This is a genomic window from Marinobacterium sp. NO-S09 (genome assembly GCF_059179545.1).
The window spans coordinates 1,032,515-1,046,340 of the sequence record NZ_CP168954.1 but is presented as its reverse complement, the minus strand read 5'-3'; the positions used below and the strand labels follow the sequence as shown (position 1 = coordinate 1,046,340).

Genomic DNA, 13,826 nt, shown 5'->3' with positions numbered 1-13,826 from the left:
GTACTGGTATGCTGAAAACTCGCCATTGCTTGGCTCTGCTGCTCACACTCGGACTCGCTACGCAACCTGTTGTCGCTTCACAAAGCTACACTGTAAAACCCGGTGACAGCCTGTCCTCCATTGCCGCCAACAAGCTTGGCGCAGCCTCTCGTTGGCGCGAGGTGTGGGCACTCAACCCCAAGATTCGCCAACCGGAACAACTTTCGGTCGGTATGCGACTGCAAATCCCCGAAAACGGCGAGACAGTCTCTGCCAACACACACACAATGCCTGCCCCGGTCATGTCCCGCACGACCGCAGACGACAAAACCAGTGCAGCTCAGCTCATGGCTGAGGAGATGATTGCCAGCGGTCGAGTCGCCAAGGTTCAGGCTCGATTCCAGTTGCTGGATAACGACTCTAAGCCAATACAGGCATATGCGGTGCGCAACGAGCAGGACGGCGTCCATATTTATGCCAATAACCTGCAAGGGCAGCCACTGAGCTTAGGCCTTTTCGATGTATTTCAGCCCAGCCTTGAGCCTGCCACAATCCAGGCAATAGAACTCATTCATATCGGCCAGGCACGGGTAGCCACTGAACGCAATGGCATGGCGGGGTTTCGAATGGTTGCAAGCCAGACCCGGCCACAGGAAAACGCTGTATTACTGCCGCACCACCCGATTGACGGTCGTCTGAAGCCTTCTCATCCCGAACAGGATGCCAACGCACAGATAACTAAAGTGCTATACGAGCAACCCGAAGGCATCGTGCTGTTGCTGAATCAGGGAACAGCTCAAGGCCTGCAAAGCGGGCACTTGTTACGCCTGCATCAGCGAAACCCGGTGACGAACAGCTCAGGTGATACTCAAGAGTTCCCCGGCAAGGCTGCCGGCTGGGCCATGGTCGTCAACACCAGCACCAATGCCAGCTGGGCCCTGGTATTGAGCGCCCAGCGTGTACCTGCTGTTGGTGACCGCCTTCACTGAAGGCTGCGCCCATCACCCCAGATAAATGGCCTTGGTTCCCCCTGTTTAAAACGTGCACAGAGCAGTGCGCGCTCCAGCCTGTGACCTGAAGGCAGTCTTAAATTGCCTGTTTCGCCTTCAAAATAGCCCGCGACCCCTGCTCCCATGCGCGGCAAGGCACGGTACACCGAGCCAGCATCCATTCCCAAAGCAAAGAACACACTGGAAGACTCCGGCCCTTCTCGACGCCTCAAACGCCAAGGCATATCGCAAAATACAACTCCATTGAGGTCGGTATCCAATCGAGGATTCGGAGAGCCAGAATACACATGCGCACTGGCATATACCGACACATTGGATGCCTGATGATAGTCCAGCATGGGCTTAATGAGGCGCGCCTGTTGTGGCCTGGCAATCAACAGCACCGAGTCAATGTCCTGGCGCCGGCGCGGAAGAAAACTGGCCTCTTCACCGAGCAATGAGGTCAGCGCGTTGGCTCGCTGCTGGCTCGACCTGATACCCAGCCACTCTCCCAGCTGGAGTTTAAGAGTGGAAATATCCCCCCCGTAGCGAATTACGCCCAGCGTCTGAATAGACGCTAGACTCAACTGCTGCTGCAGCGAAAGCATTAAAGACACGACCCAGCTTTCCCGCGCAGGCGCGAGTACAAGCACGCGCTTCCGTCCTTCTTGCTGCATGAGTTGAACGAGCTGGTGCAGTTCCTGATCTGAGGCCAAGTCCAGCTGATAACCGTTGAAACGACCACCACCAGCGCGGTTCAAAGCCAACACAGGTGTCGCCAGAGTACGATCCAACCTTGTTGTCAGCTTCGACTTCAACGGGCCGAGCATTAGATCCAGTCCGTACTCCTGCCCCCTTCTAGCGATAAAGTCGTTTGGATCTGCCACTTCATTACTGTCAAACACCACCAGTTCGGGCACTGCAAACCCACGCTGCCGATCCCAGGACAATGCAGTCTGGATACCGTTGAGTACCTCCCGCCCCTGTGTTTCAAAAGGTCCACTCAGGGGAAGCAGCACTCCCATTCGCTTAACATTGTCAGGAACAGGCTGAAGGCCGGCAAGCCGGTCTGTGAGCCGATCAAGCCAGACAACTGCAGGATGATGAAACCATTCCTTCTGCCATTGAGCCAAACGCTCCGAGCGCCCATCACTGCCACCCAACCGGTAATTTCGAGCTAACTCAAACCAGCCTTGTTCAAAATAGTTGTTGCCAGCAGCCTGGCTCAACATGATCAACTCGGTTGTCGACAGAGACTGTACTTGACGCCAGATGTGTTCAAACTCAGTGCCCGTTACCTGGCCTGCCTGAGCATTAATAAGATTTCTAAGGCGCTGCTCATCAGATGAAGCCGAAGCCAAGCCTGAGCACAAGAGCAGGCTCATCCAGACTGACAACCACCAACCAAACCCTCTGGCAACATTCATTTCCATAGCTGTTACTACCGCGTCTTCCTCGCTACAATCAAACAAGCCCTGTTTTCCAACCGAGCCTGATCGCATGAACCAGCCCATCAAGGCCCTGCACTACTGCTTACTGTTCCTTTTATTGATGCTCCCGGGGTTCGCTGCCGCTGTTACCGTCGAAGCAACCGGACAAGCGCCCTATTCCGATACCGACCCGGGGTGGTCCAGACAACAAGCTCTGCAAAGGGCCATGGAACAAGCTTCCATGAGAGCCTCCTCATGGCTCAGCTCGACACGACAGGCCCGCGACGGCGTCTTGATCATTGACAACATTCGTCTGCGCAGTCAGGGCCAAGTAAACAATGTACGCGTGATCAATGAACAGGTCGATGCTGGCCAGATTAGCATTACCATCATCGCTGAAGTGGATATTGCCGAAGGCTGCAGCGACCACCAGGCTACACTTGGCTACAGCAAATCCCTGGCTGTGACCCATTTCCCGCTGCAACGCCCTCAGGATGCCAGTTACGGTTACCTGCAGGATATCCAACAGGGCCTTGCCACTCTGCTTTCCTATGAGCTGAGACGCAGCAGCACGTTCAATGCACTCGACGTGGGTGAGCTGAACATCATCGGCGATCCTCAGCGGGCGCCGGTCCGCATCCTGCCCGAAGGGACGCTGACCACCTTGCTGGATCGATCAGAGCAGCACAATGTTCAGTACCTGGTCAGCGGCGTGATCCGCAAAATGACTCCGCACCATGGCGCCGAGCCCCGCTCTCCCAATGTTCTGACTGATATCTACCGTCAGGTCGACTACTTTGATGAGGGCTATGCCAAGCGCGACCTGGTGCTTGAGCTTTTCATCCACGACGCATTTACCGGCGCCCTGCAGCATCAGCAGCGCTATCACCTGACCGCCGATTGGACTGCCGACATGCACACCAAGGTGGGATTTGGCACACCCGAGTTCTGGCAGCAGCCCTTCGGCAAACAGGTACGCGCCCTGATTCGTTCGCTCAGTAACGATATTCAGCTGCAACTGACCTGTGAACCATTCAGAGCCCGTATCACCCAGACACGTGACCGCCAGGTCTGGATTAATGCCGGTAGCCTGGACGGCCTGCAGACAGGCGACCGCCTCAGTGTATACCGTCGATTCACACATTACGGCCTCGATGGCGAGACACGCTCAGAGCTTGAAAATACCGGCTATAGCCTGACTCTGGAGACACTTCAGCCGCACTTGGGGCGCGGTCTGCTGGAATTACCGGCCGCCGGCATCAACATTCAACGCGACGATATTGTAATTGCGCATTAGGCCGCTTAGGCTTGCCCTTTTGTCCGATACGAAAGGAGCATTGATTCCATGCAGAGCGAACTCTTTAAGGAACTGGAAGGGAAAATTGAAGGATTGATCGAAGAGGTCGAACTGCTGCGACTTGAAGTCAGTGAGCTGCGGGAAAACAAGGCCTCTCTGGAACAGGAGCAGTCGCAAACTGAAGATCAGCTGAAACGCATGCTGGGCAAGTTTGACCGCCTGCAGGACAGCGCCAACCTGTGATGTCTTCGGGCACCCGCCTGCGCAGGTGCCCATCCTTGCAAGCCCCTCCGTCGATCAGGAACGGCTGCCACGTATTTTGATTTCTACCCGACGATTCTGCGCGCGCCCGGTTGCTGTTTCGTTACTGGCAATCGGATAGCGCTCTCCATAGCCACGTGCTTCCAGACGCAAACTGTTTACGCCCACCGAGTTCAGATAGCGTGCCACACTGTTGGCTCGACGTTCGGACAGCCCCTGATTGTATTCAAATGACCCAGTAGAATCGGTGAAGCCCTCCACTGCCACCTGCGTCTTTTCGAATTTCATCAGCACCTTACCCACCGAGTCCAGTACCGAGTAGAAACCAGGATCGACACGATCACTATCGGTAGCAAAGGTAATATTGCCCGGCATGATCAGCCGGATACTGTCGCCGACACGCTCAACCCGAACACCGGTGCCCTCCAGCTCCTGGCGCAGCAGCATCTCCTGCTGGTCCATGTAGTAACCGATACCACCGCCGACAGCACCACCAATTGCGGCACCAGCCAGTGCACCACGACCACGATTACTATCATTGGCTGCCGCACCAATCACTGCGCCAGCCAGTGCGCCGATTCCTGCACCTTTGGTGGCGTTGGCGGTTTTGGACTCCTGAGTATAAGGGTCCAGCGTAGTACAGCCTCCCAGCGTCATGGCGGCCACTGCCGTCGCAAGAATGAGCTTTTTCATGTTATCTCCTTGAATGCTTGAGCGCTCCGTTCTCGGGAGCTCTGCGCCCGACTATGTACCTTAGCTTAGCTGAACTGAGCGTTAAAAGCAGAGTTGATTTATGGTCCTGAAGACCGCCACAAAGCTGGCCAGTGATGACCTCAGGCGATAAAATGCGCTGTTATCCTTTACTGTCATCGCGTCACCACTCCGAGGAGTTTCTTTTGTCACAACTGCCTGTCATTGTCGGTTTTGGTGGTATCAGCCCTGCTGGTCGTACATCCTTTCATCAAGGCTACCGTCGCCTGGTTCTGGATCAGCTCGATTCGGCCAGCCGCCAGGAAACTCTGGTCGATCTGGCGACGCTGACCGGAACAGCCAGCCGTGACGATAGCGGCCGTTTCCTGCTGGGTGAAGCCCTGCTGGAAAAAGACGCTCTGGCCGCGGCCGTGGAGCAGCAGGTCTGCAACCAGACACTGATCCGACGCATCCATGCCGACTGGTTTGATGTTAATGCGGTACTGTTCAACCGCCCCGCGACCGCCAAGCCCGCCGATCAGGCCATCACATTCCGTTTACGCAATCGCCAGCTGCCGCAGGTGATCCCCTCCAATTGGCAGGTTCAGGACCTGGGTTCCGGCCAATCGGAAGTGACCATCGATGGTAATTGCGACCTGATTTTCCCGGATACCAAAACCGCGCTGGTACAAAGCGCCGGCATGCTGCCAACAGGGTTCGAACCGGGCAAACTGTACCAGTCCCGTAACCATCCACGTGGCCTGCAGATGGCTGTATACGCTGCATCCGATGCTCTGCGCTCGGTGGGCATCGATTACGATGAACTGGCCAACCGCTTGGCACCTGATCAGATTGGCGTGTTTGCCAGCAACTCGATCGGCCAGCTGGATGACCTGGGCTTTGGTGGCCTGACCAAATTCCCGGCACTGGGCAAACGCACCTCTTCCAAGCAGATGCCGCTGGGCTACGCGCAGATGCCGGCTGATTTCATCAATGCCTACCTGCTGGGCAATGTCGGCACCACCGGCGGTGCATTGGGCGCCTGCGCAACCTTCCTGTACAACTTGAAAAACGGTGTGGAAGCCATTCGCAGTGGCCAGTGTCAGCTGGTACTGGTCGGCGGCAGTGATGCTCCGGTTACCCCGGAAATCATTGAAGGCTTCCGAGCCATGGGTGCACTGGCGGAAGACAAACAGCTGATGGCACTGGACGACCTTGCCGAGCTGGCAGAGCAAAATTATCGTCAGGCCTGCCGTCCCTTCGGTCAGAACTGCGGTTTCACCATCGGTGAGTCCAGCCAGTTCCTGGTGTTGATGAGCGATACCCTGGCCCTGGAGCTGGGCGCCGATATTCATGGCGCAGTTGCTGATGTATTCGTTCATGCAGACGGCCACAAGAAATCGATCTCGGCACCAGGTGTCGGCAACTACATGACACTGGGCAAAGCCGCGTCTCTGGTCGGCGACCTGCTGGGTGAAGAATCCCTGCGCCAGCGCAGTTTCGTTCAGGCACATGGCACCAGCACCCCGCAGAACCGGGTGACGGAATCCCATGTCATCAATGAGACCGCCAAGGCATTTGATATTCCCGCCTGGACCACCAGCGCCGTTAAGGCTTACCTGGGCCACTCCCAGGGAACCGCCGGTGGTGACCAGCTGTTTGCCTCCTTGGGCGTGTGGAAACACGGTATCGTGCCCGGTCTGACTACAACTCCGGCGATCGCCGACGATGTGCACAGCTCCAACCTGAACCTGCCGCTACAACACCTGGAGGTGGGTACCGAAGGTATGGACTCGGTCCTGATCAATGCCAAGGGTTTTGGTGGCAACAATGCCAGCGCCGCGGTACTGGCACCGCATGTGGTCGAACAGATGCTGACGCGCCGTCATGGCGAAGCCGCCATGAACAGCTGGCGCCAGCGCCGTGAGCAGGTGCGCGAGCAGGCCGAGGCCTATAACCAGTCTGCCGTCAATGGTCTGGCACGCCCGATCTACCGTTACGATCACAATGTACTCACAGGTGAAGACCTGCAGATCAGTGCCGATGAGATCTGCCTGCCAGGCTACGCCAAGCCGATCTCGCTCAAGGTGAATAATCCCTACAAGGATTTTTGCTGATACCTAGTACAAAGGGGCCTGCTTGAGCCCCTTTGTTTTCTGCTACACTCGCACGCAATCCACTGATTAAACAGGATGTTGCCATGAAGCATTTGAGTCTGCTGGTCGCAATGGTTTTGCTGGGCGGCTGCATGAGTTTGGGCGGTACCAGAGACGAGTCCATCGGTGAGTTCTATTCACTGGATACCCGCGATTTTCGCCTGTGCAAGGGCACCAGCACACACTGCGTCAGCCTGATCACGGTTGTATCCATGCAGCATGAGCTGGGACCCATTGAGGATAAATTCGGACGTGCCGTTCGTGGCCCCAACTACCCGCTGGACCTGACCCGCATGCTGATCAGCCCGCCCAACGAGGCGTACACCAGTCAGCGTCTGGATGCAGAAGGCCGTTACCGCCGCCTGCCGGTCAACACCCAAACCAACACGGTTTGGTCACTGATGAAGTCAGGCTCCGAACAGATGTATCACTGAGGCAGCTGAAGTATCTGACGAGCGTTGGCGCAGGTTTGCTCGGCAACCTGCGCCAGGCTTACCCCTCTGAGTGACGCCAGCTGCTGTGCCACCTCTGCCACACGGGCCGGCTCGTTTCTTTCTCCCTGATAGCCAGCCAACGGCATATCCGGCGCATCGGTTTCCAACACTAACCAGTCCAGAGGAAGCTCTGCGGCCAAACGCTGTAACTTGCGTGCCCTGGAATGGGTAAAAGCCCCGCCAAACCCCAGCTTGAACCCCAGCTTTGCATATTCCCGCGCCTGTTGCTCACTGCCGGAAAATGCATGCACGATGCCACCTCTGGGCAACGGGCACTGGCGTAAGCGTTTCAGCACCTCGTCGTGGGCCTTAACCACATGCACCAAGACGGGCAGATTGTGCTCGCGAGCCAGTGTCAGTTGCTGTTCGAAAAGCGGCACCTGAATATTGGCTGGCGCTTGCCCCGGGCGAAAATCCAAACCTATTTCGCCGACGGCAACCGGCTGATGTGTATTCAGCATCTGCAGCAGCTGTTCAATGGCTGCAACAGGTTCATGGGTAAAACAGGGATGCAGCCCCAATGCCGAGAACAATGCAGGCGCACCCGCACACAAATCCAGCACGGACTGAAAGTTATCCACAGTCACCGACGGCACTACAATTTGTCCAACTCCCACAGAACGCGCACGCTCTATCACTGCAGCGCGGTCAACAGAAAAGTCCGGGAAGTCGAGATGGCAATGGGTATCGATCAGCATGGGGAAAGTATGGCACAGGCCTGAACGACCTGTGCCAGCGAGCAATCAGTGCTCACGCGTCGCGCGGAAGCGAACCTCCGGCCAGCGCTCTTCGGTCAAAGACAGATTTACACGGGTTGGTGCCAGATAAGTAAGCAAACCGGCACCGTCGTAGGCCAGGTTTTCGTAGGCTTTACGCTCGAAGTCACCCAGCATCTTGTTGTCATCGCACTCAACCCAGCGTGCGGTCTGCACACTGATCGGTTCATACAAACAATCAACCTTGTATTCGTCTTTAAGGCGGAACACCACCACATCGAACTGCAGCTGACCCACCGCACCCAGAATCAGGTCGTTGTTCTTTACCGGCTGGAACAGCTGCACCGCACCTTCCTCGGACAACTGTTGCAGACCTTTCTGCAACTGCTTCATCTTGAGCGGGTCCGTCGGTCGGACGCGGCGGAACATTTCCGGTGCAAAGTGCGGGATACCGGTAAACTTGAGTGCCTCGCCAGAGGTGAAGGTGTCACCGATCTGGATGGTGCCATGGTTATGCAGGCCAATAATATCGCCCGACCAGGCCTCTTCCACATTCTCACGGTCGCCGGCGATGAAGGTTACCGCATCCGCGATACGCACATCCTTGCCGATACGCACATGTTTCATTTTCATGCCGCGGGTGTAGGAACCCGAACAGATACGCATGAAGGCGATACGGTCGCGGTGTTTCGGGTCCATGTTTGCCTGGATCTTGAACACGAAACCGCTGAAGCCTTCTTCATCCGCTTTTACTTCACGGGTTTCCGTTGCGCGGGCCGGCGGTGCCGGCGCCCACTCGACAAACTCGTCCAGCATCTCTTTAACGCCGAAGTTACCCAGCGCGGTACCGAAGAATACCGGCGTCATTTTACCGGCCAGGTACGCATCCTGATCCCATTCATGACAGGCGCCCTTCACCAGTTCAATCTCTTCAACGTAGTCGTCGTACTCATCGTCCAGCAGTGCACGGGCTTCATCGGAGTCCAGCCCCTGGATCCGCTTGTCTTCCGGCAGCGCATGTCCCTGCCCTGGCGTAAACAGGTGAATGGTGTCGGTGTACAGGTTATACACGCCCTTGAACCACTTGCCGGAGCCGATCGGCCAGTTGATCGGAGACGCTTCGATTTTCAGTACTTCTTCGATCTCGTCCAACAGTTCGATGGGGTCGCGGATATCGCGGTCCAGTTTGTTGACGAAGGAAAAGATCGGCGTGTCGCGCAGACGACAGACATCCATCAGTTTGATGGTACGTTCCTCGACACCCTTGGCGCCATCTACCACCATCAGCGCCGAATCCACGGCGGTCAGAGTACGGTAGGTATCTTCCGAGAAGTCTTCGTGCCCCGGTGTATCCAGCAGGTTCACGGTACGGTCATTGTAGGGGAACTGCATCACGGATGAAGTGATGGAGATACCACGTTCCTGCTCCATGCTCATCCAGTCAGAGGTAGCATGACGGTCGCTGCCACGCCCCTTGACGGTACCGGCCACCTGAATCAGCTGACCGAGCAGCAACAACTTCTCGGTGATGGTGGTCTTACCGGCGTCAGGGTGAGAAATGATCGCAAAAGTGCGGCGGTTGGATACTTCCTGGGCTATGGACATGAATTAGGGTCTTATGCTCTGAACAGGGACAGGGGCACAAGCCCCCTGTGTGCGGTTAGTCGTGAATTAGGGCCTATTTTCGCCGATCAGCCCCGGTGAAACAACGCCCTTGCGGATATCTTTCATGCCGAAGCAGTGGCAGGGAGCGCCCGCTCGTCAGACTGCTCGACAAACGCAGGGATCTGCTCGGCACGCAGTGACCGACTATATAACCACCCCTGCACCGATATGCGGTCAGTACTCAGCACATAGGAGAGCTGCTGTGCGGTTTCGACCCCCTCGACAATTACCCCCAACTCAAGGGCTTCGGCAAAACTGAGAATGCCATTGAATACCTTGGATCCCTTATCGGTTTCCAGCGCATTCACAAAACTGCGGTCGATCTTGATGACATCAATCGGATACTGGCTCAAGTAACCCAGCGCAGAAAACCCGGTACCGAAGTCATCAATGTGCACCTGAACATCCAGCTCACGAATACGCTCAATGTGATGCCGTACCGTCTCCGGGCTGGCTGAGAGTGAGTCCTCAGTGATTTCGACCGCAATGCGGCCGTGACACTCGGTTAGGAGATTAATCAGCGTGTCGATGACGTCCGCGGAACTCAAACCTTCAGCCGAGATATTGATACTGACCGGAAACGCGTATCCCTGGTCGGCCCACTCATCAGCCTGACGGCAGGCTTCTGCTGCCACCCACAAGTCCAGTGTCTTGATAACCCCTCCCCTTTCCAGCTGCGGCAGGAACTGGGCTGGTGAAAGCAGGCGGCCATCAGAGCTTTCGGCCCGTACCAGAGCTTCAACCCCGGTTACCTGCCCTGTTATTGGGTCCACCTGTGGCTGGTATTCCAGCAGAAACTCATAATCGCCCAGCTCGCCCAAATCCCTCTGCAACTGAATTTTGCTCTGCCGCTCACGCAGACCATCGGTAACAGGGTCCTGAGACTGATATTGCGCCTCCTCGAACCGTCGCGAAAACAGGGTTTCGATGGAGCGCAAAACAGCCCCCTGCCCTTCAGCAAAGCGTGTTTCCAGTCCTCGAACAAAGGGGCAATACAGCAACATGCCAACCGCAAGGTTGGCAAACTGCAGCAGCACCGCGCCCGCATCGCCCCCCGTGGCCAAATAGGCATTCAATACAATGGGGCTATTGAAGGGTACATCCATAAAGGGTGCCTGCACCCAGCCGGCCTGTATTACCGTCAATCCAAGCAATACATTCACTGCCGGAACCAGCATAAAGGGAATCAACAAGCGCGGGTTGAAAATGATCGGCAGACCGAATAACAGCAGCTCGTTCACATTCATGAACGCAAACGGCAGGCTGGCCAGTGCCAATACGCGCAGGGCTTTAACCCGAGTGGTTACCAGCAGTGCCAACGCCAGTGAAAGAGTCGCTCCACTCCCGCCAATAAACACGAAAGCCCCGAGAAAGGAGGTATTCATTGGATACTCGAGGCCCGAGCCGCCGGCCATAACCGTGGTGTGATTCAGCATCAGCGCCTGATTCAGGCCTTCCAGCACCGGCAGGAGCGCGTGGTAGCCGTGCACACCGAAGAACCAGAGCAGGGAGTTCAAAATGCTGTATATCAGCCCCACTTCATAGGGCTCGTTGGCTGCATCCAGAAACAGGTAGTAATTGATCCACTTGGGGTCGGGTAATACCAGGATGACACCCAGCATCACGAGGATCACGGCAGCCGCTACCAGCATGCCTGGAATAATGAAATTCAGCGTATCCCTGACCTGGCTGCCGGCTCCCTCGGCACGTGTCAGTTGACACCACGACTGGCCATGCAGAATCGCCAAACCTCGGGTAGCCCAAATGGGAATCAGCAGTGCACTGAGCAGAAACAGCATGCGCGCAGCGCCATTGAATTGCTCCATCAACTGATCCACGCAGATAAGGTAGGCTACATTCAGGAACAACACCGGCAAGCGTGGCAAATGCAGCTGGATCGCAATCATGTAGGCGATGGAAGCGGTGACCAGGTAGGGAATGGCAACAGTGATACGTGAATGCAGTTCACTGAACACAGCTACCCGGCTTTGGTCAGCGCCAGCCATTTGCAGGCACACCGAAATAAGCAGAAGGGTTGCCGACAGAATCAGACAGGGTACAACCCCCAGCAACCCATCACGAATGGCTCTGAGCGTTGGCCTGCTCGAAAGCTGCTCGACGTTTTGATCCAGCGCCCGTATAGCACCTCTAATAGGTTTGACCGAATTCGGCATTAACCCAGCTCCCCGCACGTCAACACGGAAGAACCGCTTAAAGCCTGTTCATTAGCCAACATCAAGCGTACAACCATCAGGCGAAGGCCCCCTGGCAGCTTAGACACCTGCGCGTAAACTCCCTTGCAGCGCGCAATGAAAATTGAGTCGAGACATGCCCCTTGTCTCTGTTGAATGAGATTCATAGTGACACAGGTTAAACATTAGCCCAAACCGGACAAAAACTCTCAACAAATCCTGACGTTGGTTAACAACTTGCCGTCATCACGTGCCTATAATACAGCCATAACTATAAGCTTCACTTCGGTGTCATGCAGAGGCCAGACTTATGTCTATTCTGAATAAACTCGGGTTCAGAACCCGTGTCGCTCTACCCTTCGCACTCACCGCCATCGCACTGGTCCTGACGGGCCTGTTGAATGGCTATACCTCACGCCACCTGGTATCCGAAAGCCTCGTCATTACAGATGACTATTTGCCTGCGGTTAGTGCCATCCTCAACGGTGACCGGGACCTCTATCAGGCTCTGGTCGCTCAGAACGCTTATATCGATGCCCAATTTCAGCAGCAGAATGATACCGCTCAGCTGGACAGTTTCGATGAGAACCTGAATCAGGCCCGTGACCGATTCCTGTTATCCGTAAAGCTGTTGCCAGCCGGAGAGGTTGCCGGTGCTGAGCAGCGTTTCCAGCAAGACTTCAGCCGCTGGGAAGCATCAGCACGCAAGGCACTGCAGCTGGCTCAAAACGGCCAGCCCGGCGAGGCAATTGCTGTAGCCAAAACCGAGACGGCACCTCTTTTCAGTCGTCTGCGTGACCACTTTGACACTGTAGGCGCCCACCTTGAAGAGGAAACCCACGTACATGCCGATGCAGCAGCGGCTCAAAGTGATCGTGCCCTGTGGATCTCTACGCTCGTTACCCTGGTGGCCGTACTTATCAGTTTAGGGCTGTTTGTTATCTTCATGCGGCTTATTATTCAGTCCATCACTCGCCTGCGTGACCAGCTGGATAACATCGCCCAGGGTGAAGGAGACCTGACCCAGCGTATTCCGGTGGATTCAAATGACGACCTGGGTCAGCTCGCCAGCAGCTTTAACCAGGTTCTGAACAACCTGCAGCAAATGATTGCCAGTGTACAAAAACTGAGTACAGATCTGGGACAGGAGTCCAGCCACCTGGCCCGTGCATCCCATGAAAATGAAGAAGGCGTTAGCCGCCAGACGGATTCCATCGCCATGGTTGCCACCGCGATCAATGAGATGCACAGCGCCATTGAAGAGGTGGCCGGCAATGCAACCCGCGCATCTCAGCTTACTCAGGACGCCAATGATACCGGCACCCGTGGTGCCGATATTATCCATAAGTCCTCACAACAGGTGCGGCAGGTAGCGGATCAGGCCGCTCAGGCAGTAGAAGCCGTTCAGGTGCTGGCGAAGGATTCCGACAACATCTCCACCGTATTGGATGTAATCCGTGATATCGCTGATCAAACCAATCTGTTGGCACTGAACGCAGCAATTGAAGCGGCCCGAGCCGGTGAGCAGGGGCGTGGCTTTGCGGTTGTAGCGGACGAAGTCCGTACTTTGGCTCAACGCACCCAGGAATCCACCGAGAACATCCAGAAAATGATCACCGCCCTGCAATCCGGTGTAGGCAGCGTAGTAAACCTTATGGAAGTCGGCAGCCGCCAGGCCCGTGAAACTGAATCCCTTTCGGAACAGGCCGACGGCGAGCTGCAGTCTATTCTTCAGGGACTGGCCCACATCAGTGACGTCAACACCAGTGTGGCATCTGCCACTGAAGAACAAACCCAGGTGGTTGACGAGATCAACCGTAGCATAACCGAAGTGAATGACCTGGCAGCAGCCGGCGCACAACGCTCTCAGGAGATCGGCAGTATCAGCCAATCACTGGACCGCTATGCGCAGTCACTGCAACAACAGGTGGGCCGGTTCAAGGTGTAAAATCCTTCC

Annotated in this window: 11 protein-coding genes; 6 read left to right on the top strand and 5 right to left on the bottom strand. The window is 56.0% G+C overall.

Going from position 1 to position 13,826, the window contains the following annotated elements; genetic code table 11:
• The first annotated feature begins 8 nt into the window (after nucleotides 1-8).
• Nucleotides 9-968, top strand: coding sequence for a LysM peptidoglycan-binding domain-containing protein (locus O3C79_RS04970; protein WP_494385046.1), 960 nt, complete (start codon nucleotides 9-11; stop codon nucleotides 966-968).
• Here O3C79_RS04970 and O3C79_RS04965 read toward each other — a convergent pair.
• Nucleotides 962-2,482: a penicillin-binding protein activator gene (locus tag O3C79_RS04965; protein ID WP_494385045.1), complete on the bottom strand. Its 1,521-nt coding sequence runs from the start codon at nucleotides 2,480-2,482 to the stop codon at nucleotides 962-964. The two genes, O3C79_RS04970 and O3C79_RS04965, sit on opposite strands and share 7 nt — an antisense overlap.
• Between O3C79_RS04965 and O3C79_RS04960 the strand changes: the two genes are divergently transcribed.
• On the top strand, nucleotides 2,469-3,695 hold the full coding sequence (locus tag O3C79_RS04960; protein WP_494385044.1) for a flagellar assembly protein T N-terminal domain-containing protein: 1,227 nt from the start codon (nucleotides 2,469-2,471) through the stop codon (nucleotides 3,693-3,695). The genes O3C79_RS04965 and O3C79_RS04960 overlap by 14 nt on opposite strands.
• Nucleotides 3,696-3,743: 48 nt before the next feature.
• Complete coding sequence (zapB, locus tag O3C79_RS04955; RefSeq protein WP_494385043.1) at nucleotides 3,744-3,938, top strand: cell division protein ZapB; 195 nt, start codon at nucleotides 3,744-3,746, stop codon at nucleotides 3,936-3,938.
• A gap of 54 nt (nucleotides 3,939-3,992) precedes the next feature.
• On the opposite strand, the gene O3C79_RS04950 is transcribed toward zapB, so the two are convergent.
• The gene (locus tag O3C79_RS04950) at nucleotides 3,993-4,649 is read right to left on the bottom strand and encodes a YiaD family glycine zipper/OmpA-like lipoprotein (RefSeq protein WP_494385042.1); all 657 of its coding nucleotides are present in this window, start codon (nucleotides 4,647-4,649) and stop codon (nucleotides 3,993-3,995) included.
• 203 nt (nucleotides 4,650-4,852) lie between these two features.
• Between O3C79_RS04950 and O3C79_RS04945 the strand changes: the two genes are divergently transcribed.
• Nucleotides 4,853-6,763, top strand: a complete 1,911-nt coding sequence (locus O3C79_RS04945; protein WP_494385041.1) for a beta-ketoacyl synthase — start codon at nucleotides 4,853-4,855, stop codon at nucleotides 6,761-6,763.
• A gap of 83 nt (nucleotides 6,764-6,846) precedes the next feature.
• The gene (locus tag O3C79_RS04940; protein ID WP_494385040.1) at nucleotides 6,847-7,236 is read left to right on the top strand and encodes a hypothetical protein; all 390 of its coding nucleotides are present in this window, start codon (nucleotides 6,847-6,849) and stop codon (nucleotides 7,234-7,236) included.
• On the opposite strand, the gene O3C79_RS04935 is transcribed toward O3C79_RS04940, so the two are convergent.
• The 3 genes from O3C79_RS04935 to O3C79_RS04925 form a co-directional block, all read right to left on the bottom strand.
• Nucleotides 7,230-8,039: a TatD family hydrolase gene (locus O3C79_RS04935; protein WP_494385039.1), complete on the bottom strand. Its 810-nt coding sequence runs from the start codon at nucleotides 8,037-8,039 to the stop codon at nucleotides 7,230-7,232. The genes O3C79_RS04940 and O3C79_RS04935 overlap by 7 nt on opposite strands.
• Nucleotides 8,040-9,617 (bottom strand): peptide chain release factor 3, encoded by a 1,578-nt coding sequence (locus O3C79_RS04930; protein WP_010323555.1) that lies wholly within the window; start codon nucleotides 9,615-9,617, stop codon nucleotides 8,040-8,042.
• 122 nt (nucleotides 9,618-9,739) lie between these two features.
• Nucleotides 9,740-11,851 (bottom strand): EAL domain-containing protein, encoded by a 2,112-nt coding sequence (locus O3C79_RS04925; protein ID WP_494385038.1) that lies wholly within the window; start codon nucleotides 11,849-11,851, stop codon nucleotides 9,740-9,742.
• A 328-nt stretch (nucleotides 11,852-12,179) separates the two neighbouring features.
• Here O3C79_RS04925 and O3C79_RS04920 point away from each other — a divergent pair, with 328 nt between their 5' ends.
• Nucleotides 12,180-13,817, top strand: a complete 1,638-nt coding sequence (locus tag O3C79_RS04920) for a methyl-accepting chemotaxis protein (RefSeq protein WP_494385037.1) — start codon at nucleotides 12,180-12,182, stop codon at nucleotides 13,815-13,817.
• The last annotated feature ends 9 nt before the right edge of the window (nucleotides 13,818-13,826 follow it).

Bases quoted from the DNA above. Each gene is read 5' to 3' on its own strand.
- O3C79_RS04970 (WP_494385046.1), top strand. From the start codon at position 9: ATGCTGAAAACTCGCCATTGCTTGGCTCTGCTGCTCACACTCGGACTC.
- O3C79_RS04960 (WP_494385044.1), top strand. From the start codon at position 2,469: ATGAACCAGCCCATCAAGGCCCTGCACTACTGCTTACTGTTCCTTTTA.
- O3C79_RS04965 (WP_494385045.1), bottom strand. From the start codon at position 2,482: ATGGGCTGGTTCATGCGATCAGGCTCGGTTGGAAAACAGGGCTTGTTT.
- zapB (WP_494385043.1), top strand. From the start codon at position 3,744: ATGCAGAGCGAACTCTTTAAGGAACTGGAAGGGAAAATTGAAGGATTG.
- O3C79_RS04950 (WP_494385042.1), bottom strand. From the start codon at position 4,649: ATGAAAAAGCTCATTCTTGCGACGGCAGTGGCCGCCATGACGCTGGGA.
- O3C79_RS04940 (WP_494385040.1), top strand. From the start codon at position 6,847: ATGAAGCATTTGAGTCTGCTGGTCGCAATGGTTTTGCTGGGCGGCTGC.
- O3C79_RS04930 (WP_010323555.1), bottom strand. From the start codon at position 9,617: ATGTCCATAGCCCAGGAAGTATCCAACCGCCGCACTTTTGCGATCATT.
- O3C79_RS04925 (WP_494385038.1), bottom strand. From the start codon at position 11,851: ATGCCGAATTCGGTCAAACCTATTAGAGGTGCTATACGGGCGCTGGAT.
- O3C79_RS04920 (WP_494385037.1), top strand. From the start codon at position 12,180: ATGTCTATTCTGAATAAACTCGGGTTCAGAACCCGTGTCGCTCTACCC.